General features: G+C 59.1%; 20 protein-coding genes. 10 read left to right on the forward strand and 10 right to left on the reverse strand.

The genetic code is table 11. The features are described from left to right. Positions 1 to 21: 21 nt before the first annotated feature. The 9 genes from BV106_RS32120 to BV106_RS32165 form a co-directional block, all read right to left on the reverse strand. Positions 22 to 564, reverse strand: coding sequence for a L,D-transpeptidase family protein (locus BV106_RS32120; protein WP_081892511.1), 543 nt, complete (start codon positions 562 to 564; stop codon positions 22 to 24). Between the two features lie 43 nt (positions 565 to 607). Beyond that, a complete protein-coding gene (locus tag BV106_RS32125) occupies positions 608 to 1,321 on the reverse strand; it encodes an NlpC/P60 family protein (protein ID WP_081892512.1) in 714 nt (237 codons plus the stop codon). A gap of 37 nt (positions 1,322 to 1,358) precedes the next feature. Beyond that, a complete protein-coding gene (locus BV106_RS32130; RefSeq protein ID WP_265596295.1) occupies positions 1,359 to 2,051 on the reverse strand; it encodes a hypothetical protein in 693 nt (230 codons plus the stop codon). A 118-nt stretch (positions 2,052 to 2,169) separates the two neighbouring features. Next, entirely contained in the window at positions 2,170 to 2,574 is a 405-nt protein-coding gene (locus BV106_RS32135) for a VOC family protein (protein WP_038171776.1), read from the reverse strand. Positions 2,575 to 2,604: 30 nt separating this feature from the next. Beyond that, positions 2,605 to 3,006, reverse strand: a complete 402-nt coding sequence (locus BV106_RS32140) for a hypothetical protein (protein WP_265596296.1) — start codon at positions 3,004 to 3,006, stop codon at positions 2,605 to 2,607. Between the two features lie 13 nt (positions 3,007 to 3,019). Beyond that, positions 3,020 to 3,337, reverse strand: a complete 318-nt coding sequence (locus BV106_RS39100; protein ID WP_265596297.1) for a hypothetical protein — start codon at positions 3,335 to 3,337, stop codon at positions 3,020 to 3,022. 472 nt (positions 3,338 to 3,809) lie between these two features. Next, positions 3,810 to 4,346, reverse strand: a complete 537-nt coding sequence (locus BV106_RS32150; protein ID WP_265596298.1) for a hypothetical protein — start codon at positions 4,344 to 4,346, stop codon at positions 3,810 to 3,812. A 93-nt stretch (positions 4,347 to 4,439) separates the two neighbouring features. Then, entirely contained in the window at positions 4,440 to 5,255 is an 816-nt protein-coding gene (locus BV106_RS32155; protein ID WP_265596299.1) for a hypothetical protein, read from the reverse strand. 1,266 nt (positions 5,256 to 6,521) lie between these two features. Further along, positions 6,522 to 7,862 carry a class I adenylate-forming enzyme family protein gene (locus BV106_RS32165; protein WP_038171789.1) on the reverse strand — a complete coding sequence of 447 codons (1,341 nt, stop codon included), beginning with the start codon at positions 7,860 to 7,862 and terminating at the stop codon, positions 6,522 to 6,524. A gap of 355 nt (positions 7,863 to 8,217) precedes the next feature. Between BV106_RS32165 and BV106_RS32170 the strand changes: the two genes are divergently transcribed. From BV106_RS32170 to BV106_RS32185, 4 genes are all read left to right on the forward strand, one after another. After that, complete coding sequence (locus BV106_RS32170) at positions 8,218 to 9,492, forward strand: beta-ketoacyl-[acyl-carrier-protein] synthase family protein (protein ID WP_051946707.1); 1,275 nt, start codon at positions 8,218 to 8,220, stop codon at positions 9,490 to 9,492. 17 nt (positions 9,493 to 9,509) lie between these two features. Next, a complete protein-coding gene (locus tag BV106_RS32175) occupies positions 9,510 to 10,616 on the forward strand; it encodes a beta-ketoacyl synthase N-terminal-like domain-containing protein (RefSeq protein WP_038171790.1) in 1,107 nt (368 codons plus the stop codon). A 67-nt stretch (positions 10,617 to 10,683) separates the two neighbouring features. Further along, positions 10,684 to 11,412 carry an SDR family NAD(P)-dependent oxidoreductase gene (locus BV106_RS32180; RefSeq protein ID WP_038171793.1) on the forward strand — a complete coding sequence of 243 codons (729 nt, stop codon included), beginning with the start codon at positions 10,684 to 10,686 and terminating at the stop codon, positions 11,410 to 11,412. Positions 11,413 to 11,491: 79 nt separating this feature from the next. Continuing rightward, on the forward strand, positions 11,492 to 11,755 hold the full coding sequence (locus BV106_RS32185; RefSeq protein ID WP_038171794.1) for a phosphopantetheine-binding protein: 264 nt from the start codon (positions 11,492 to 11,494) through the stop codon (positions 11,753 to 11,755). Between the two features lie 313 nt (positions 11,756 to 12,068). On the opposite strand, the gene rimO is transcribed toward BV106_RS32185, so the two are convergent. Then, entirely contained in the window at positions 12,069 to 13,505 is a 1,437-nt protein-coding gene (gene rimO, locus BV106_RS32190; RefSeq protein WP_038171796.1) for a 30S ribosomal protein S12 methylthiotransferase RimO, read from the reverse strand. Between the two features lie 176 nt (positions 13,506 to 13,681). Here rimO and BV106_RS32195 point away from each other — a divergent pair, with 176 nt between their 5' ends. The 6 genes from BV106_RS32195 (at position 13,682) to BV106_RS32220 (ending at position 22,390) form a co-directional block, all read left to right on the forward strand. Further along, positions 13,682 to 15,178, forward strand: coding sequence for a hypothetical protein (locus tag BV106_RS32195; RefSeq protein ID WP_265596300.1), 1,497 nt, complete (start codon positions 13,682 to 13,684; stop codon positions 15,176 to 15,178). Between the two features lie 127 nt (positions 15,179 to 15,305). Continuing rightward, a complete protein-coding gene (locus tag BV106_RS32200) occupies positions 15,306 to 16,670 on the forward strand; it encodes a hypothetical protein (RefSeq protein WP_265596301.1) in 1,365 nt (454 codons plus the stop codon). A gap of 60 nt (positions 16,671 to 16,730) precedes the next feature. Then, the gene (locus tag BV106_RS32205) at positions 16,731 to 18,032 is read left to right on the forward strand and encodes a hypothetical protein (RefSeq protein WP_038171800.1); all 1,302 of its coding nucleotides are present in this window, start codon (positions 16,731 to 16,733) and stop codon (positions 18,030 to 18,032) included. 134 nt (positions 18,033 to 18,166) lie between these two features. Next, on the forward strand, positions 18,167 to 19,564 hold the full coding sequence (locus tag BV106_RS32210; RefSeq protein ID WP_038171802.1) for a hypothetical protein: 1,398 nt from the start codon (positions 18,167 to 18,169) through the stop codon (positions 19,562 to 19,564). A gap of 43 nt (positions 19,565 to 19,607) precedes the next feature. Continuing rightward, a complete protein-coding gene (locus BV106_RS32215; RefSeq protein WP_038171803.1) occupies positions 19,608 to 20,990 on the forward strand; it encodes a hypothetical protein in 1,383 nt (460 codons plus the stop codon). Between the two features lie 23 nt (positions 20,991 to 21,013). Next, positions 21,014 to 22,390 (forward strand): hypothetical protein, encoded by a 1,377-nt coding sequence (locus BV106_RS32220; RefSeq protein ID WP_038171804.1) that lies wholly within the window; start codon positions 21,014 to 21,016, stop codon positions 22,388 to 22,390. The last annotated feature ends 8 nt before the right edge of the window (positions 22,391 to 22,398 follow it).

Below are 22,398 nucleotides of genomic sequence, written 5' to 3' on the forward strand. Positions count from 1 at the left end.
GACTGCTCCAGCCCAATTTGTTCAGGGTCTCAATTCCACGGGCGTGCCGTCAGCCACCGCATCCCAAAGCAAGTCCATCTCCGCGTTGGTCACCGCCACACACCCCGCCGTCCAGTCCCACCAGCGATGGCACCGTCCCAGCCATCCCCAGCCATTCTTCAGACCATGAATCATGATGTTGCCACCAGGAGCGCGTCCAGCGGCTTTGGCGGCGGCCTGCTGCTCTGGTGAAGGATAGGAAATCCGCAGTGCCCGATAGCAGGTGCTGTCCACCTTATGCTGGGAGATGCGGTACACCCCTTCCGGTGTGCGCATGTCGCCCTCACTCGCCTTTGCCCCGACCGGCTGCCGCCCCAAGGATGCCGGGTAGCTCGCCACGACTTTCCCACCCTGCATAAGGTCAAGCCTCCTTTGGGACTTGCTGACCACCAGACGATCCAAGCGGGTCCCGGCTGGCAATGCCGATGTCGGCCAATGAGCCCAGCACAACAAGGCGGCACCAGAGATCAAGGTCGCCCCGACCACCAGCCTCCACCGTCTTCTTCTCCCTCGTCTGTTTCCCATGTCTACCGCTCCATGCGTTCCGGTGATTCGATGCCCCACCTCATCAAGGTTTCATCAGCACCTGCCACCGATGCAGCGAGACCTTGGACTCGAACCAGTAGTTTGAGTCGTTTCTGCCATCCAAAGTAGCCACCTTTCCCAATCCAGGATCAGCCTGAATCCAACGTCCATCTCCCAGGTAGCATAACACGTGTGCGCCGCCCTTGGTCACGGCAAGATCACCTGCCTCAAGTCCCGCATAGTCCATGGCTTTCACTGTACCCGTACGCCCCAGTGAATGAGTCCAGTCACGATAGCCTTCACCCAGGGCTTTTGCACTGGAATCATGCCACCACTGCTCCAGAGCCAGCCGTAGCGCCCGCCCATCCGCATGGAGAAGGCCATATGAAATCAAGGCGTTCCTCAGTGCGCGACGCGGCAGTCCAGAACAATCAATGCCTCGACGGTCCTCCCCGCCCCAATGGTAAGGAGAACCATCGAATCCGGACAGCTCCTTGAGGTAACGGCTCACGAGGTCATCCTGATTGAGTTCTCTTGCAGGCAGCAGGAGCGGCGTAACGATCAAGATTGGTAGAATCACCAACAGGCACCGAACCCAGACACGTCTCCAAGCGAGAAACAGCAGGCCCGCCCAGCTCAACCCCAATGCGGCCAGCCAGCCCAGACGCAATCCTCCGCTGCTGACTGGGTTCAAATAGATCAAGACCACCGCCCCCAGCGCACCAACCGTCATCAAAGTGACAAGTCTTCTCATCATCGCTTAAAGTAATGTCTCCGACGTACAGAACTCATTCTCACTGCCCGGCCGCAGCAGGCTTCTTCTGAGGATCATCTCGGATCACCTTGTTCTTGTCGAGCAGGCGGTTCATCACCTGCTCAACCACCGGGCTGAACATCGGGCTGGCCTGGACATCCAATTTAACCGAACCGGGCAGCGATAGTTCACTGCACTTGAAGCAAATCAAAATATCCACCTGGCCGGTTGGCAACACGAAACTCAATCCGTGACGCGGTTCGAAATCACAAAGGAAACTGGGTCCCGGAATGATCTGGCTCTTCAAGAAGTCACTCCAACGTCCGGCTTCGCCGTCGGCCTCCATATTTACAGAACCCAACACGGGATAGCCGTGAAACTTGGGCAACTTTTCATACTCCTGGACTCGCTCAGGGTAACGCTTCCGTAATGCTTCCCCTTGCGCTGGCACCAAAGAATAAAGCACGATCTTTGTCGCTACAGGGATGCGGGGTGAAAGCTCCCGGTGAGCCCGGCTAAAAGAAATCGTCTGCTCCATCCCCCACCCTAGCAATACTTTGGCGACCTTATCACTCCATGGGCCAAAATCCTTCGCCACCTCCTCCTTGGTCAGTGATGGTAAGAGGTCCGGAATCCTCGTCAACAAACCCAGACCACCCTCCGGCAATTCCGCCGCAGACATCAGACCGCTCAACACGAACGCGAACCACAGTGCATAAAATCTCTTCCTCATACCATTCTTGATCTCAATTATTCGACCCATCCACAAAATCGTCACTCCATACAACCTCTCATCTTTTTTAGCTCCATCCCCACCTAATTCCTATCTTGTAAATCCTTAAAAAATCTTGTTAATCCTGTCTCAAGAAGACGCCCTCCCCATACACCGCCACCTCCACCAGGTTCAAATCCGGATCCCTGAAATAAACTGACGTGATCGCCCCTACGGCCCCCGTCCTCGGCACTGGCCCCTCCGTGACAAACACCCCTTGCTCTTCCAGGTGCGCCAACACCTCCTCCATGGTTGAGGTCGTGATCAAACACAGATCCGCCGAGCCCGGCGTGGGATGCATCGCATGCGGAGCCACGGGAGCTTCTGCTGGATGCAGATTGATCTTCTGCTGACCAAACTTCAACGCCCGGCGCCCGCCTGCAAAGGTTACCACCTCCATACCCAACACACGAGTGTAGAATTCACAGGATGCGTCAACATCACGCACTGTGAGGACGATGTGATCAAGACGGTCGATGGTCATGGCAAATGCGGAGAATCGAGAGGCGTTCTCTTACTCTCTGTAGATCGGAGTGGGGAAAGTGCCGCTGGCGAGATGAATGGCCACTTTGGCGAAACCTTGCGCCTTCAGCCGCGCTTCCAGATCATCTATCGCCGCCTTGAACTTGTCGTCGGGCCACATCCTGGTGACCTTGCTCATGATAACCACGGCGAGTTTCCGCTCCTTGGTAGCCTTGGCCACCTTGGCGGTGAAGACCTCCAGTGTGAAGGCTTCGCGCTGCCCTTCAGGGCGCTCGATTTGAATCGCATCTGGGCCATCGAAGTACAACACCACGTCTGCCTTCAGATACTGTTCTTCTGCGCGCCCAGAGGGAATGAGTTTGTCCTCTGCCCGCAGCGTCGCAGTGCACCCCACGATCAACATCAAACACCAGGCAACAATCTTCGTTCTCATGGCTCGAAATCGATTACTGGGCTGCTTTCAGCGCTGCTCCTGAAACGCCACTTCTCACTAACACCAGCTCTTTGTGCCGGGGTTGAATGGTGATGCGCGTGGCCATCGTCGTCGCCTTCGCCTCATGCTTGCTTACCAGCGCCAACTCTCCGCCTCCTTGCGGAAACAAACTGATGCTGAACTCCTTTCCTGAGGCCGGATTCTTTCCTTCCTCAAACTGGGGCAGATACGCCACCAGTCCGCGGATCAGAGGCTGCTCATAGGTCACGACAAGGGCAAACTGCGGGGCGGGTGCGGCCCCCAGAATGAAGCGGCACTGCGCAAGCCTCATCCCCTCAGGCAATGAGGCATCTTCAGTAAATTGAACTCCCTTGGGGCGATGGACGATTCCCTCGAGCTCCAGGCGGGGATCTACCTCCCGGATCACCTGATCCGGGTCTTGTGCAAGTGCCTTCGGCCAGATCACAGGGACCGAGAAAAATAGCGGATCCTGCAACGGACCCTTTGCCACGTACCCCACGGCACAAGAAACGGTCGCCGTCTCCGCGCCCACACCGATCAGGCAACGCTCCCAAGTCTTCTCGACAAGTGCCACTGCAAGGGGATTCGCACGGGCCAGAACGACAGCACCCCATGTGGCGACAGACAGGGTGCTAGTTTTAAGGAAGGTTCGCCGCATCATAGCTCACACAGGGCTCCAAGGAGGATGGATTGACGAGAATCAACAAGCCTATCAAACAGAGAAAAAGACCACAATCCTGATTCATCCCATACGCAGCGATTCGGAATCGCTCCGTTCAAGCTCAAGGTCCCTTGCTCAAGTTTCGCTGCCCTTGAGGATGAGATCGGTGATAGTTGTGAAAATTGTTTACGAACCACCAGCGCCCCGTTCCGTCCCGAAAACAGGCTTCCGTTTTCCAGACAAGGAGTCTCCCAGTCCTGTAGCGTTTCTTTTCCGCAGCAAGTTGCTTCTGATAGTCCTGGTTGAACTCGATGAGACACTCCATCTCCGGCACGCCTACACCCTGTGACCAGATCTGGAACGAATAGCACTCGCTGTGTTCACTCGCCAGGATACTGGCCAAATACGCCTTCACCTTCTGGTGATCTGCCTCCGGCCAAACTTTGGCATCAACATAGCGTACTTGCACCTTCTCAATGGCATTCCCAAAAAGCTCCGCCAAAGTGGTCCCTGGCTCCACCTTCACCATCGGCTGATCATGTGCCTCTGGCGGAATGCCCCACTCCGGACGTGGATCAAACTCAATCGCCGGCTCTGCGGCTCTGAACGAACCACTACAAATCAGCCCCATCAGAGCTGCAGCAAACAATGATTTCATTCTTAAACGAAACACCAGTTACCCCGTCTGTTTGTAAGAAGATTGTCTATCATTTGTGCAGATGATTCAGAAGACCTTCATCCTGCATCGGCTTCAACGTAACCGCACCGATCTCAGCATCTCCATGGTCTGCGCGACCATTGTGACACCATCCACTCCCGCAGGCCATCGCGCCTGAATTCTTGTGTAGTGCTTGGGCTTCAATTGACACAACGTCTCTAGAACGGTCCCACCACCGGCCCCGGCCCGGTCTTCCCTCGACGGGATCTGCATTTGCGCAGCTGGAAGACCGCTGACGAGCAAAATCTCAGTCCTTTCAGGTTCGAAGGGCGCAGTCCTCAAACACATCCCATACCACATCTGTCGCCACGCCTCGCTGGTGACCGCCCATGATTGAGCCACCTCCGGTTCCATCACATCATCCATGAGCAGAATCTGAAAACCCCGGATCTCGACATGCTCCAGCAACACCTGTTCAGGGGATGGCGTTGCGATCCTCCAACTGCCGGGCGGAAAGTTCATCATGGAGTCTACGGGCTTCCAATAATAAGGTTTCCCCCCTTCGATCACATCAAGTTGTTCAGATCCACTCATCATGCCCCTCGTGGAATAGAGTGCCGGACTTTGCGTTTGCCCCCCTCTCACCATGGCGTTCAGAGGTGACACCGCAAACATTCCAACGGCGACAAATACTCCGAGCAGTGCATGTAGCTGAAGGGCTCGGATGCTCCGTGGCCGACAGAAGCAGGCGGTCAACGCACCAGCCAATCCGCCGCCTGCCAGGGCGAAGCCCAGGTTGTTCGTCTCCCTCATCAAATTCGAAGGGAAAGGATCAAACCACGCGATCCAGGCAGAAAGGGCAGTCACTGAAACGGTCAAGCCGACAGAAACTGTGATGCGCTGGTTCATACTCAACTCTCGCGAGCCCATGACAAACTGGTCAACCGCGACTCGCCATGACACCGACTTCACTATTCTTCAACCATTCGTCCCAACCGAATTTTCCCCACGGTTTGACTCGCTCCTTCAGGAAACGGTCTGACCTTGCAAGGCGCTTTGATCGCACGGACCTCGGCCGACCATTTGTTTTGGATACGGCCCCACATCAGCGAGTTGACATACCAACCCTCGTAGGGAATGGCCAAGTTCACTTCCAGTCGCAAGGTGCGCCCACGGGTCTCCAGAACTCTCACCGTGCCAGCCCGTCCCCCGGGCTTAACCGCCGATTCCACTGCCAGTTCATATCGCCCGAGAGCGACCACATTTCCAGGTAGCAGCGCACCTGGCGAGGCACGATCTGCCCACCTCAGCTCATAGGTGCTGCCAACACTGAGGGGTGCCGGCAACACCATTACCACCGCCTCAAACTGCAGAAAATTCACGGTTCGAGACTCTGACCATCCTCTAGTCAGAAAGGCCACCGTCCCCGCCCCTCTCTCGGGGATCAACTCAAAAAAGTACATCCCCCCCTTTGCGGTCAACCTCGCTTGGGAATCTTCAAAAGCGAACCCCTTATTCCATGATGCCAGTGTGCCGGGCCCGGACGTCACCGTTCTCGCCTTCCTCACCGGCGTCCGGCATGCGCACATACTCAAGAGCAGCAGAACCACCACCTGACGGGCCATCCACCCGTTTGATTTCATTGCATCCCTCATAAGAACATCCAGGGCAACCACTCAGTTTTCGCCAACTCTCACTACCAGCTTCCCGTCATCTCTCATCTCCACCCCCGCGCAATTTTCAAATGCTTCCGAAACGGCTCCGACGTCTTGCACCATGAGTTCAAGGAAACTTCCCGCCTGCATTCACTTCCGAATTCAGAAGATTCCCCCTCTCTCTTACTTGCCACCGCACAAGCTTCACCCAAAAGCTCCATCACAGTATCTTGTTAATCCTTCAAAAATCTTGTCAATCCTGTCAAATTCAGGCTCCACCCGTGCCCACGCAACACAAGCGCAAGCTGCCGCCATCGGTTGCGCTGCCCAGAGGGTCGCAATCGCAAGAGCCCCAACACAGGGCGACTGTGGTTCTACAGATGCACATCACAACTGGCCCGAACCTCGTGAGGGGTTGATCCAGGACGCTGCGAGAATTTGGTGAAATTCGCCTTGAGACTACCTGACCTCCAGGAATCACGCAATTGAATCCACCAAAAGCCCATCAAAGACCAAGCAGTCAATCTCTCAGGAACCCGGCCAATCCCGTCTCCAAGAACTTCCCCCTCCACTCGGCCCGGGAGAATTTGCCCCGGGCGTTGGGCACCAGGTCCTGGCGCAACCAGTAGCGACGTGGCCTCTGCCAACCCGGGAGACGTTCCCCCATCCAGCGTACCAGATCCTCCTGCCGCACGCCGACGGAGGTGTCCACATTCACACAGGCCACCGTTTCCTCGCACCGCACTTCATCCGCGCTGGGCACGCCGAAGACTACGCAGTGGCGAACCCCCTCGCATGAGAGCAGAGCGGCCTCTACTTCCGCAGGGTTGAGCTTCCTGCCTGCTACGTTGATGGTGTCACTCAGGCGCCCGCGCATGGTCACCCTGCCGGTCTCGCGGTCGAGGTCCACCACGTCGCTGGTGCGGAAACTTCCGCCGCCCAGGATCGTCCGGTCTTCGGTTTCGGCGGGCCAGTAGCCCTCTCCCACCGCCTTACTGTGCACGCACAGACACCCATCCCCACCCAGCGTGAGGCTCACGCCTTGCATGGCCTGTCCGGCAAAATTGGCATCGGCGCGAGGAGCATTGCTGCCGTCATAGGCAATGCCACCGCACTCGCTGGAGCCATAGAAGTTGTGAATTTTGATCCCGGCCTGCGCAAAGACCTCCTCCTCCAGCTGGAGGGGCAGCGGAGCGCCTGCTGAGATGGCCAGGGCAATGGGTGCATCCTTCAACAACCCCGCCTGGTGCCAGGCCCGCCACATGGCAGGGACGGCAGGTACCGTGTAGCGAATGCCCAGGGTGTGTGCCTGCCGCTTGGAAGACGGCATGGGATCCGGCACCAACACCATGGGGTGCCCCTGAAGCAGCAATGGGAGAATGAGGTTGGAGAACCCGTAGCTGTGCGCCAGGGAGATCACAGCCAGATTGGGGCACGAAGCATCGAGCCCCATGGTCTGCCGAATGTTCTCCGCATCCGCCGCGAGCTGGTCGCCACGGAAAAACACGCCTCTCGGCTGCCCCGTGGAACCAGAGGTGAACTTCATGTGGCAGATCTCCGGAGCAAACTGGGTACCCCGGGCCACCGCATCCGCCAGGAGCGGCGGCGTCTCCACCTCCACTGGGCAAAGGACAGCGTCATCCCGCCAGGCCCGCAGACATTCCAATACAAACTGTTGAGCTCCACCTGCCCCGCGCATGGAGGCCACATGGACCTGCCTGGGTGCCAGCGGGGCGAGCAGGGCCACCTCCTCCTGCAAGGCCGAGAAGGTCCACTGCTCACCTGTGGCCGCGTCTCGCACCGCCACGGCATCGGCATGCCGGTTCAGCGTTTGCAGCCAGAGTTCGTGGAGAATGGGCATCAGTGGGGCGGGAAGAAAGAACAGCACCAGTACCGGGCAACCAGAATAGGTGCGCTCAGAACCAAAGCTTTAACTAGGCCCATCCGCTCCGTTCCGCAAGCAGTCGCCACCGGGAAGCGGCCCTCACAAGTGCGTCTGCCAGGCCAGGCATTGATCAAGAAGGGCGCCCCATCTGAATTCCCCACTTCTCCCGTCACCAAGCCTTCACACTCAACAAACACCTCATGGACGAAACATCCTCTGGAACCTGCCCGCTCCACGGCGCCATGCGAACCTCGAACTCCAACCAAGATCCCCTTGAGCGCCCCGTGCACCCTCGCTAGAGGTGGAGGTTCATTTCACCCGTCATTCCTCCATGCCGTATCCCTCCTCCCCCGCCCCCGGTGCGCCCTTTCGCGTGGTGGTCACCGGCGTGGGCATCATTACCTCCATGGGCATCGGCTGGAGACAGAATGCCGACGGCTTCCGCGAGGGCCGGCAGGCCCTGCGCCCCATCACCCTTTTTGATGCCTCCAGCCAGCGCGTGCAGCAGGCGGGCGAGGTGATCTTTGACCAACCCTTGCCTCAAACGCGGCTGGGGCGCCGGCAGCTCGCCCGACTGGATCGCGCCTCGCGCCTGCTGATTCATGCCGGAGCAGAGGCATTCACCCAGAGCGGCTGGCAGGCAACGGCAGACGCAGGCAGCACGATCGCGGAAGACATCCCCATCGTGCTCGGCACCAGTGCCGGGGCCATGGCCGTGGGTGAGAGCTACTATCGCCAGAAGGTGGAGACCCCGGGCGAGGCCCACACCCTGCCGCACAAGGTGGTGCTGTACCAACCGCATACTCAAGCGCAGTTCCTGGCCGATGCCCTGGGTGTCCAGGGTCCGGTCACGATGATCTCCAACGCCTGCGCCTCCGGAGCGAATGCCATCGGCCATGCCTTCCGGCTCATCAAGACCGGCCGTGCCTCCCGCGCCATCGCGGGTGGTTACGATGCCCTGGCCCAGATGGTGTTCGCTGGCTTCGACTCTCTCCAAGCCCTCAGCACCACCTCCCCACGCCCGTTCGACGCCCAGCGCGACGGGCTCGCCTTGGGAGAAGGAGCGGCCGTCTTCACTCTGGAGCGGTATGAGGATGCCGTCAGCCGCGGAGCTAACATCCTGGCGGAAGTCACCGGATACGGCGCGGCGACCGATCTCCATCACCTGACCCAGCCGCACCCGCAGGGGGACGCCGCGCTCATCAGCATGACGCGTGCCTGCGCGGAGGCCACTGTCGAGCCCAAGCAGGTGCAGTACATCAACTCTCACGGCACGGGCACACCGCTCAATGACGTGGCAGAAGGCATGGCCATCCAGCGCTGGGCGGGCCCCCACACTCCTGGCATCATGGTCAGCAGCACCAAGGGAGCCATCGGTCACCTTCTGGGCGGCGCTGGGGCCGTCGAGGCCGCCATTTGCGTGATCGCACTGAGTGAAGGCTTCGTGCCACCGAACGCCCCTGTATCCACCCCAGACCCGGTCTGCACCTTCGACCTGGTGTGCGAGCCCCGCCAGGCACAGCTCGACTGCGTGCTGACCAATTCCTTCGGCTTCGGCGGAGCCAATGCCACCCTGGTCCTCCAGCACCCCACCTCCAGAGCGTGACACCGCCGACCTCTCCCATGCCCCCTTCTTCAGGCTCATCCGCCACGATCCACCTCACTGGCTGGGGGGCCGTGTCTCCCGCCGGCTGGAGCGCCACCGCGCTGGCAGACGCTGTGCTGGCTGACTCGCCCCTACCTCATACCTCTGAGCGCCGTGTCCCGGAGGCCCCGGAACGGATGTTCCGGCGCGTGCCGCCCATGCCCGCTACGCCGGACTGGATGAAACAACCCCGCCTGCGCCGCACCACCGCGGCCGCCCGCCACGCCGTGCACGCGGCGGTACAGGCCCTGGGCGAGAGCCACCTTGAGGCGGTCCGCAGCAGCGGTCGCCGTATCGGCACCATCTTCTGCACCATGAGCGGGTGCGTGCAGTTCAGCCGCCGGTTCTACGCGGAGGTTCTGGCCAATCCCCTCCTGGCCAGCCCTATTCTCTTCCCTGAGACGGTTTACAATGCCCCGGCCAGCCATGTTTCCTCGCTCCTCGGTTCCCCGGAGATGAACTACACGCTCGTGGGTGACTCCGCCCAATTCCTCGCTGGCCTGGATCTGGCCGCCCAGTGGCTGGATGACGGCTTGGTGGACGCCTGCCTCGTCATCGCGGCGGAGGAGCTGGACTGGATCTCAGACGAGGCGCTCCTGCTCTTTGCTCCGCAGGCAGTTTCCGCGGAGGGTGCCGCAGCCGTGCTGCTGGAGAAAGGCGGCACGTCCCCATCAACGGATTCTGCAATCACCCTGCGCGCGGTGACTGAGGCCTTCACCTACGGTCAGGAGCGCGACCGCCCCCAGGCCGCCACGGCCGTTCGGCGGGCCCTGGAACGCCACCGCGCTCCAGGAACCGTGTTGTGTGATGGCTCGAACCCCCAAGCCCTGGCCTCCGATGGTACCCGCACGCGGGGCGACACCACTGAGCAACAGCTCTGGCAGGACTGGGATGCCCCTTCCTATGGCGTCCGGCCCGTTCTAGGGGAGGGATTTGCCATCACCTCAGGCTGGCAGACGGTCCTCGCGTGCGAACTGCTTCAGCGCGGCCTCGCCAGCCAGGCCTTCATCAGCGCGGTGGGCCTCACCCAACAAGCTGTGGGCGCCGTGTTGCAGGGGCCCGCACCGATTCCCAGCCAGCCCTGACGCCCGCCCTCCCCGCATCCATCTTCGTTTTACCTCGTTCCCACCTTTTTTCTCCCGCATCTTTTTAATGCCCACAGTCACTCTCATCACCGGCGGCAATGGCGGCCTGGGCATCGCCCTCGCCACTGCGTTCCTTGAGGCCGCCCCAGACAACGTCGTCTGGCTGGGCGTTCGCCAGCGCCGGAACAAAGCTGAGGCTCTCGCCGAAACACACCCCAAGCGTTGCCACCTCATTCCGCTGAACGTGACAGTGGATGTCGAGTGGACCGCGGCCATTGCCGAGATCGTCGGCGCGTCGGGCAAGCTGGACGTCCTGGTGAACAATGCCGGGCACCATGAAGATGCCCTGCTGGCCACCATGTCTGATTCCATCTGGCAAGATGTCCTACAGAGCAACTTGACCGGCACCTTCCTGGGCTGCCGCGCGGTGGTGAAGCATATGATGGGGCAGCGCTTCGGCCGCATCATCAACATCTCCTCCCTCAGCGCTCTCATGGCCCCTGCCGGCCAGACCAACTATGCCGCCGCCAAGGCCGGCATCATTGGCCTGACCCAGAGCTTTGCCAAGGAAGTGGCCCGCGCTGGCATCACGGTAAATGCAGTTTGCCCCGGCTTTATTGAGACCGATGCCTTGATTCAGATGTCTCCCGAGGAACGCCGGGCCGCCGCCATGCGGGTGCCCATGCGCCGCCTGGGCAAGCCGGAAGAAGTGGCTGCCGCCGTCCTTTTCCTTGCATCCCAGCCCGCTGCCTATATCACAGGAGCCGCCCTCAAGATCGACGGTGGCATCCTCTGAGCCCGCCACCTCCGATCTCTCAGCAAAGCCCCCCACCTGCTTCAGTTTTCCCGTCCAACTCCGATCCGACCCCAGCAAAATGGCAGACCTCGACCTCGACGCCCTTCGGCAGCAAATCAAAGAAGCCATGGTGGAAGAGCTCATGCTCCCCCAAGGTGCCGACGAAATCGCCAACGATGCCGCCATCTTCAGCCCGGAAGGCCTCGGCCTCGACAGCGTGGACGCCCTGCAGCTCGCCGTCGCCCTGGAGAAGCGCTTCGGCCTGAAGCTCGCCGATGCCGCCGCCGCCCGCGAGGTCCTGCGCTCCGTGGACACCATCGCAGCCGCCATCCAGGCGAAGTAGCTTCCCAGTGCATCAGCGGGCGGTGCGTCAGCGCGTCATGCCCCCAGCCCCTAAAGGTTGGAGGAGCCAAAAGATTCTTATCCCGCTCCGTCGCACTTTCTGAGTTCTCCGCCTCCCGAGATAGGCGGGCTGCATCGGAATGCATCACTCCCGGACCGACCTGTGGCCCCGATGCCGAAGGCATCATACCCCCGGGGATCGGCGAAAACGGCCCCATCCTGAAAGGATGGCAGCAAGGTGCAGCCTCGGCGTCAACTCCGCCAATCTGGCCCCAACCAGCGCAGCGTCTCAACGATCCCGCCCTAAGCGGGATCTACTGAGCCATCTTCGGCACCCGCTCGCGGAACGCCTCACGGCCCCCGTCACGACCGTTGAGGCCGCCTTGTGCCACGAGGTCATAGCCGCGCCAGTCGGAAATTGTCACCTCCGCGAACTCGCCCACTGGGAGTGCCGGATCGACAAATACGACGCCGTCGATGTCGATGGAGTCCATGTAGGAGCGGCCTTCTCCGGGGTTCTCCACCAGCACGCGGTAGGTCTTGCCCAGCTGGCTGGCGTTGAACTCCTCTGCCCGATGCTGCAAGACGCGCATGGCCTCGTTCCACCGGCGCTTGCGGGTGGAGTGGTGCAGATGGCCCTCCATCTTGTCGGCACGCGTGCCCTCCTCACGGGAGTAGTTGAACACGCCCGCGCGCTCGAATTTGGTCTCCTCGATGAACTGCACGAGCTCCTCGAAGTCCTCCTCTGTCTCACCGGGGAAGCCGACGATGAACGTGGTGCGGATGGCGATATCAGGGATGCCGGCGCGCATGCGCTGGATGAGCTCACGGATGTACGCACCATTCGTCTCACGCTTCATCAGCGTCAGCATGTTGTCGCTGATGTGCTGGAGCGGGATATCCACGTACTTCACCACCTTCTCGCTCTCTGCCACGGCCTGGATGAGCTCATCGCTCCAGTGAGCCGGGTGGGTGTAGAGCAGGCGGATCCAGAAGTCGCCCTCCAGGGCATTCAGTTCGCGGATCAGGGTGGCCAAGCTCTCGCCACGGCTGCTGTCCACGCCGCTGCGCGGGTTCGGGCGCTGCCCTTCCCACTTGTCCATGCCAAAGTAGGTCGTGTCTTGGGAGATCAGGTTGATCTCCTTCACCCCGCTCTTGATGAGCGCCTTGGCCTCGAAGACCACGCTCTCCTGCGTGCGGCTGCGGTGCTTGCCGCGGATTTTCGGGATGATGCAGAAGGAGCAGGGATGGTTGCACCCCTCAGCGATCTTGATGTAGGCGGTGTGCTTCGGCGTGAGGCGGAAGCGCGGGGTGTCGTAGTCCGGGATGTACTGCGGCTTCTCCGTGACGTGGTTTTCCGGGGCCTCGTCTTCCTCCCGCTTCTTGCCCATGAGCCCCTCGATGATGGGGGCCACCTTGGTGAGTTGGTCCAGACCGATGAAGGCATCCACCTCAGGCATGAGGTTCGGCAGTTCCTGGGCAAAGCGCTGGGCCATGCACCCCGCCACGATGATCTTCTGCTTGGCCCGGGTTTTCCCGCCCTCCGCACGGCCGTCCACGGCCTCGTGCACGCTGGCGATGCTCTCCTTCTTGGCCATGTCGATGAAGGAGCAGGTATTGATGATCAGCACATCTGCCTCCTCCGCCTGCGGGGTCATGGCCATCCCTGCCTGCTGCAGGTGCCCAATCATGATCTCAGAATCGATGAGATTCTTCGCACATCCGAGGGAAACGAGGCCGACTTTGGTCATGGGGCGCAAAGTCTAGCACAAATGGCAAGGGAAGAAAGAAATTACAGCAACCCGGGACCATTCGCCCGCATATAAGGAGAATCCCGATGTCTTTGGATAGACGTCTTCAGAGCTTTTTGGCATAACCCAATATCGCCCAAAAACCTCTCCCGAAGGGTGCCCCCCCTATGACGTCCGTGCCACCCGATTCCTCTCCATTCGACCCCGACTTGGACAAGCGGCAGATTCAAAAGCAAACTCGCCGCGCCTTGTTGCTGATCTTGGGCTTCATTTTGGCACTGATGATCACCTTCATCGGTCTGCTGCTTTTTTACGACGTCCCAATGCCGGACGACTCCTCCCTCTCGGTGACAACCCAGGAGCTACAACTGCCTGCCGTAACATCGCAGGCGGCGAAAAACCCCTTGGCCGACCTGGTCAATGCGCTGAAAGCCGCCAAAATGGAGAGAGTGGAGGAGCTCCCTTCCCGGGCGCGCACGCTTGAGCCTGGAACCGAAGCCGAAGTTCGCACGTTCCTCGCCACTCAGGGCCAGGCCTTTGCCGCCTTCGACACTCTGCTCCACTCGCCCCAGGCTGGACAGTGGCGCTGGCCAGAGCTGGGCACGGAGCCCGCCACCAGGTGGACGGGTGAGTCCATCTCCTCAATTCAGAATATAGCCAACCTCATCCGTCTCCGCTACCGCTTGGAGCTTGCGGACGGTGAATGGGAAAAGTGCCTCTACAGCCTCACCTCCCTCATTCAGTTCGGATCAGCCCTGCAACGTCGCCCGGGCACACTCATCCATCTCCTGGTGGCCGGCAACGCCCAACGGATGGGTGAATCCGGCCTGGAAGCAGCTCTCACACTCCAGACCGTTCCTGCCGACCGTCTCGCCGTCTTACAGCAGCTGCTCACTGGCCTTGAGCAAGATCGTACCAACTACGAACTCAGCCTCCGCATTGAATATGCCATCTTCAAAGAGATGATCCCACTGATGGTCGATGCGGCCGACCTACAAGCATACCACGGCACAAAGCTCCTCGAACCCTTCGCCCCGTTGCTGCTGAAGCCAGGCATGTCCTGCACGGTTCGCGCCCAACACGACCAGGCAACCATCGCCACACTCCATCAAGGGTGGAAGGAAGGCTTGCTCCTGCAGACAACCCTGGCAAATGAGTTCGAGGCAAAAACCCAATCGCAGATCCGCCGCCTGCTCAGCGCCAACCCTGTAGGCGACTACCATCACCTCCAGTATACAGGGTCAGCCAAAAGCATTCTGGGCCGCCAACTCACCGACATCGCGCTCCACCGCCAGACCGTTCTCCAGCTCGCCCTGCGTCGCTATGAACTCGACCACGGTCAAGTACCCGATCAACTAACCATCCTCGTCCCGCAGTACCTACCCGAGGTTCCTCTCGATCCCTTCACCGACCTTCCTATGACGTGGCTCCCCGCCACTCAGGTACTCTACTCCATCGGCGAGGATTTCACGGACAACGGTGGCACCTTCACCAAGCCCGCCAGCCGCAGGGGCCCCGATCTCGCCATGCACTACTGGTGGAGCGATGCCGCGGCGAAATGGCGCGAGGAGCAGCGGCTCGAGTCGCAACGCAATAGCGCTGGTCGCAAAAGCACCAAAAAGAAGAGCGCATCTTCCAAGCCCGCTCCACCGCAAGCCGCGACGGGTCCTTAAGTCGTCTCCTTTTCGTCTGCCCACCCACTCATTTCGATTAGCCTTCCCGAGCCCCCTGATGCACTGGAACAATCACATTCAGGCCATCCATCCCGTCGCCCCTCCAAGAGTCCATACACACTCACACATGTTCCACAACTTAGCATGCCTTTGCTTCGCGTCCCTGTTGCTCTCCGGGTTGCCTCATGTGTACGGACAGGCGTGGGACCTGCCCATGCCGGATGACTCCACCTACTCCATCACGGCCAAAGAGCTTGTTTCACCAAGAGCGACAAAGAAGGCCCCCAACCCCTTGGCAGCATTCCTGGCCATTCCTGAGATCACCCAGGTGATCAGTGTGCCTGAGACACCGTCACGTGACTATGGCGACGATGCAAGGTTCGTCGTCACTTCACAGAACAGTCAGATTCTCCTGCAGGCATTTGACCACCTCGTGAATCAGACTCGACCGGAGGACTGGTATTGGGCGGAACTGGGCATCGGTCCGGCCAACGATTGGACGACAGGATCACCAGCCGCCGTCAGAAAGGCGCTGCAGGCGGTCAATCTTTGCGCCATTTCGGCGATGCTATCTGGAGATCAGGATCTGGCTTTGGCGACATTCACCAGCCTCGCCAAGTTCTCTGAGATCATTCAGCGCCAGCCATGCGGTCTGGCGCATCTGGTGATCAGCACCACCGCACTGCGCATGAGCCAGGCCCAACTGGAAAGGACCCTCGTCTTGCGTCACCTGGGACCCCACCGACTCTCGGAACTCCAGCAACAGCTCACCATTCGCGAGTTGGGCGTCAGCGACATTCAACGAGCCCTGCGAATCGACTACACGCAGTTCAGCGCATCCCTTCCTCAACTGGCCGATGCTGATGACCTTACCGAGTATCAAGGCACAACACGGCTCGACCCCTTTGCCTCGCTCCTGCTCAAGCCGGGCATTACTTGCACGATGCGACTGGAGTATGACCAGGTTCTCCTGGCAGCTCTTGGCCGAAGCTGGAAAGAAGGCCTCCAGATAGCAGCAAATACGAACAGGGAGTTTATCTTTGCCACGCGACACCTGGCCCAACGCAGGTTGAATCCAAATCCGTTGGGGGAATACCATCATCAGCAGCATTTGAGCAAGATGCCCGTCCTGCTGGATGAGTTTGCCCAGTGCATCACCGCTCATCGGCTGACACTGCTTCAGATCGCGATCAGGCGCTATGAGCTCGACCAAGACAAACTTCCAGCCCAATTGGACGAACTGGTGCCCAAGTATCTTCCAGCAGTCCCCACCGACCCCTTTGCCAACGCTCCCATGCGGTGGAACCCAAACAAACAGGCACTCTATTCCGTTGGACTCGATTTCATCGACGACGGCGGCAAATTCTGGCGTCCCGCAGCGCCCGGTGAATCAGACATGGGCATGCTCTACTGGTGGGGAGAGCCCGGTGGGAGGCGGAGACACACCGCCTCCGATACCACCGTCCTCTGCGTGCCCTTGCCGAGAAAATAGCTGCATCCCTCCTGCCATCACCTTCCCCACACCTGCCTCCAACCCGACATCACGCGCACCATGGAGTCCCGAAAACATGCCCGGAGCGTCTTCCTGACTTTCGCGGGATTGTTTCTGTTGTCGCTCGGAGTGCTCGCATGGTTGGTGTTCCGCGATGGTCCGCCACCCGACGATGCGCACTTGCTACCACAAGCGGATGAGACAACAGAGCTCCCCAATCCGCTGTCCATCTACTTGCGGACAGTTGGAATCACCGGATACCCCATAGAGTTCGATCCCCCTCACTCCCCCATCCCTCCAAAGAGCACGGAAGAGGACCTGGCAGCTTATCGAGACCTCCTGAACAGCAACAGTGCCTCCTGGCGCTGGCCGAAGAAACACCTCACGGATGGAGCTGCCTATGCCTTCCATCGCGAGATCAATCTGCCGCTCACCGACACCCTTCATCGAAGCCTCAAACACGCGCGCTCTGGCGCAAACGAAGAGGCCATCCGGCTCGCTTCGCATACTTTCCAGCTTGGCCATGGGATGACCAGGGCGGGCGGCGACACATTCCTGTTTGATGCTGGCTCGTCCATCTACACTCAGGGTCTCCACCATTTGGGCAACCTTGCCAAGCTTCAATCCTGGACGGCAACAGACCTCCGCCAATGGCTTGGCCGACTGTCAGACCTTCCTCCCCCAGGAATCCCAGAATTCATCTCAGTCCGGAAAATGGACTACCTCAAGTTCCGGCTGACACTCGATGAAGTGTTCGAGCCCGGCATAGGTCCTTTCGTCCGAAGCGACCCCTTTATTCCGAGTGGTTTCGCTTCGAACGGCGGATTCCAAAGCACTTTCAAACGCAATCAAACCCTTCAGTTGCGGTGTCTGTGGGAGAACGCCACTCTTGAACACCTGAAGCAAGGCTGGCTCGCTGCTTATCAACAAGAGGCCATGCGCTGGGAACGTTTGGATGCGAACTCAACACGAAGACAGGCGCTCTACACTTGCAACATCCTTGGCTGGCAGATCCTGCGAAATCATACACGCACCAATCGGGACAGCCTGCGCGATGCCATGTCGCTACAGGCCCTCTACGAGGCAACTCGTGTGACGCTCGCGCTGCGGATTTACGAACTCGAACAAGGGCGACTTCCCGATCAACTCTCTGATTTGGCCCCAGGGATCCTACAAGACACACCCAACGATGTCTTTGCCAATGCTCCATTGGTTTGGAACCGCGAAAAGAACGTTGTTTACTCCATCGGCCCAGATCTGATCTCCAACAACGGGGATGTCTCAGACGAGGAGGATGACTCGCGACACCCTCCAGACATCGGAGTGAAGTACTGGTGGCCCCCTTCCAGTCAGACTCAGTGACGCCTTGCTTGCCGTTTAGCCAGGGGGATCAATACCCTCCGCTCAGAACACTGATCACTCCCCCCACTGACTCACCATTCACAAAACCTGCTCAGGATGACTGTTGAGTTCAACTCATAACCGTGCCCTTCCCCATGTCAGCAATCTCAAATCCCAACACCACTCAGGCACACTCCAGTCGCCGTGCACTGATCGTCGTGGTTGCTTTGGCACTTTCGCTCGTCACCGCCCTCATCGCCTTCTTGGCGACTTATGACATCGAACCACCTGATGCCAGCGACATGGCCCCGGCCGTGTCCGCGGAATCGTCAGAATTCAATCAGACCAATCCTCTGAGGAAATTTCTCACAGTCCTCCAGCAACACCCTGTAGAAGCCTCACCTCTGCAGAAGAAAACTCCGAGAGCAGCAGGGCCTTCACCCCAGGAAACTGCGCTGAACAACCGCCCGGTGGTCCTCAAGGCGTACGAGGAGCTTTTACAAACCAACCCCGACTCCTGGCGATGGCCGACGGAACCTGGCGAGTCCCTTGAGACATCGCTGGATCATCAGTTGAAACACCTGATGCCAGTTGCCAATCTAATCCGGGTGCAAGCTGGCCTCGACGAATCCACCTCTCCGGAAGAATCCGCCCTAACCACTCTTTCTCTTGCAAAGTTCGCTCATGGGCTAAACAACGCCGGAGGTCTCTTGATTCACAACATGATGGCTTCTGCCATCCAGCGCACCGCCGTTCTCCAGTTGGAACGCCCGCTCGCTCTAAATGCCATCTCTTCGGCCAGCTTGATGAAAATCCAGAAACAGCTGGAGGATCTTGACCCTTCCCTCATCGGTTTCATCGCCACTCTTAAGGCCGAATACTTGTTTACCGCCGAGGCCTATCGAGCCACGAAGAGCGGCGTGGCCCTAGCGGTCGATCCTCGAAAACTGGACCTCAAAGGTTACCCAGAGCCCTTGAAGGGCATGCTGCTCAAGCCCAATCTCACCCTCGCCACACGCCTGGAAATGCATCGGCAGCTGATCAAGGGGCTTGAAACCAGTTGGAAGGCAGCATTCGACGCCCATCAGACAACCAAGCAGAATCTCGGCAAGATCTTCCAGTCACCCGTGCGATTCTGGCTCAATCCCAACACCACCGGCATCGCCTTCAGCGTGCTGGATGCCCAAGACCTCCAGGACTCCCTGATCCGCCAGATCGGTCACGCAACCATCCACAGACAAGTCATCCTGCAAGTCGCCCTGCGCCGCTACGAACTGGATCACCATCGGTTGCCTGATGACCTGAGTGAACTCTCGCCTGCCTATCTATCCTCAATCCCCCAGGATCCCTTCACCGACCTCCCCATGCGTTGGAACCCCAGCACGCAAGTCATCTATTCCGTTGGCGTGAATGGCTCCGATGACAGTGGATTCTTCCGCATTCCCGCCACCATTGATGAGCCTGACATCGGTCAATACTACTGGTGGAGCAAGCCAGCCTTCAAGGCGCGGGATGCCCAGCGGCTGGCACCGCCAGAGGCAAGAGGGCGGTGATCAGCTTAATTCGTAATCGCAACGGACTACTGGCCCTCCCCTCATGCTCTGGAGCCCCCATCAGCTCTACCGGAACCCACTTCTCCTAGGCGCAGGCTTTTTCCTTCTCCTGTCAGGATCAACAGCATGGCTGTTCATCTTCCACGATGCGCCCGATCCCGATGATGCGCACATGTTGCCTGCACCCACTCTGATTCACGTCGAATCCAATGCCCTGGCGCAGTATGTCGCCGCAACAAATCACATGCCGATAAAGGGCATGGAAGCCGTGGTCAGCTCTCCTGCCGATCCTTTTGCCGAACCCAACCTTCATGACCCGGAGAAGCTGAAAGAACACTTTCTCCGCACTGACTTGGAGGAGGCCGGTGCCATCGCGGCATTTCGGGCGCTGTCTGACTCAGACGTTTCCACATGGGAGTGGCCTTATCCCCAATTTGACCCACCACCAGCCCGACGAATGGCCCGAATTAGCGCACTGGACGTGACTTCAGGTTATCTCCTCGCAAAGTGCCCGCTGCTGGTAGCATCAGGCAAAACAGCCGAGGCAACAGAGTTGGCGCTACTTGTCTTTCGAGTGAACCACCGCGCCGCAATCGCAAAACTTACCTCAGACCAGTATGTTTCGAGTCTGGGAACACAACATCAGTGCCTGGAAGTTCTGTCAGAAATCCTGAGCGGCTCCGAGGCCACGCCAGAATTGCTGCGCACGACGCTGGCCACCCTCACCACTCATGTTCCCGCCAATCTTGACGCATACACTCATGCTCGCAAATCAGCGTATGAGCACTTCAAACGCTTGATCAAAGATGCCGTCGCCCGCGATACTTTGGAGTACCATCTTCGTATTTCCTGGTACGCACCGCTACGTGCTCGATTCACCCCTTTGACACTGACCCTCAAGCCCAATGCCACTCTGCATCTGCGACTGGAAATAGAGGACAGGATGTCCGATGCCCTGAAGACAGGCTGGCCGAGCGCCGTCCAGAGCGCCTTGATTGAAATCCAACGGTCACGGGAGGTTCTGGGTTCGCTCGGTAACTGGCGCGCCTACATCGATGGCAATCACGGAGGGAAATGGGCCCACCATCGCTGTATTCAAGAAGACCTCGACACGCTGTTTGACCTGCTCTGTCTGCAGGATGCCTACGAAGTCACCCGCATCAATCTCGCCCTGCGACTCTTTGAGTTGCAATCGGGGACTCTCCCAAATGATATTGCAGCGCTGACACCTGACACCCTTTCTTCCACTCCCATCATTCTTTCGACCGGGGATGTACTCCGGTGGAACCGAAACAAGGGCATCATTCATCTGCCCGGAGCGGATTTACATCCAACCAAGGCAGAGATTCGAAAACTGCCGTACTCCCACCCCGACGCCTATGAAATCACATCCACGTACTGGTGGGCAAATGTCAAAGCTGAGTAACAAGCAAACCTCGTTCAAGCAGGATGTCGTCGTCTGACAATACCATTCTCGTTCACAGCGCGGAACCCAAACGCCAGACCCGTCGCGCCTGGTGGCTTGCCTCCGGCGCATTGGTGGCCGTCCTCGGCGTTGCCGTGGGAGTGCTCCTGTTCTTCGATGTGCCTCCAGTTGATGACTCGGCCCTTTCCCCTTCGGCAGAACTTCCCTCTTCCATTCCCAATCCTCTGGCAGAGTTTCTGGCGACCGTGCCTGCTGCACTCCAGGACGATTTCCTGAAACTTCCTGAAGAGTCACGCAAGCTCGTTCCAGGCCACGAGGCAACCATCCGGACCTTTCTCGACGAGCAAGCCTCAACACTGGACTCATTGGACAAGCTTCTCTCCACAGATTCTGTCGTGTGGCGCTGGCCCGGCGTACGCGATCCAGCCACGCTGGACTCTGCATGGAAAAATACTCGCGTTTTCCCCTTTCTTGCCAAATTCCTCGACCTTCGCTCGAGCTTGCGGCAGCAGGATGGAAGTGCCGTAGGCGCGCTGGATGACTGCCTTCGCATCTATCAACTGGCCGCAGGCCTGGCCCGGACGGATGGAGAAGTGGAATTTCAGATCATTTCCAACCGAATGCTCTCCTCCGCGAATGGCGTGTTGGAGCGCGTCATTGTCGCTCACGAGTACGGACCGGAGCATCTCAAGAACGTTCAGAACAAACTGACCGAATGCACCATCCGTCCCACAGATCTAATCCAGGGCATCAAGCTGGAGCATCAGCGTTTCAAGCAAGTCGTGGAGATCCCTCGAGTCCGAAACGCAGACTGGGCATGGTGCCTGAGCACCCGGCCTCTGGAGAGAGCCTTGGCACCTTATCTGTACAAGCCCAACATGACCTTGGCAACGAGACAGGCATTTGTCCTCCCCATCGTGCGGAACCTTGAGTTGGGATGGCTTCCTGCCCGTCGTGCTGCGCAAGATGCCGAGGCAGAAATGACCCGAATCAACAGGAATCCTTTTCGCAAAAGCTTCAACCCCAATGCAGGTGGCTACGTCCTGGTCAAAGGCTCCATCGGGTCAACAATCGGATGCATTGGCAGCGGGGCCTACGCTGCCGCCTTGCACCAAGTTACCATCCTGCAACTCGCCTTGCGCCGTCATCAACTTGAGACGGGGACCCTGCCAGCGAAACTCAGCCAACTCGTGCCGAAGTATCTTCCTGAGGTGCCACTTGACCCCTTGGACGGCCACCCCCTCAGATGGAGTGCTAAAAATCAGGCCATCTATTCGGTGGGACAAAACAACCTCGATGACGGAGGCAAACTAAACCCGCCCGGAAAGATCTATTCCACGGACCTCGGTCAATTTTATTGGTGGGGACAAGAGGCTCGCAAGCACCGCATAGCCCCCTGACGACACCC

This window comes from Verrucomicrobium sp. BvORR106, assembly GCF_000739655.1.
Classification (GTDB): domain Bacteria; phylum Verrucomicrobiota; class Verrucomicrobiia; order Verrucomicrobiales; family Verrucomicrobiaceae; genus Verrucomicrobium.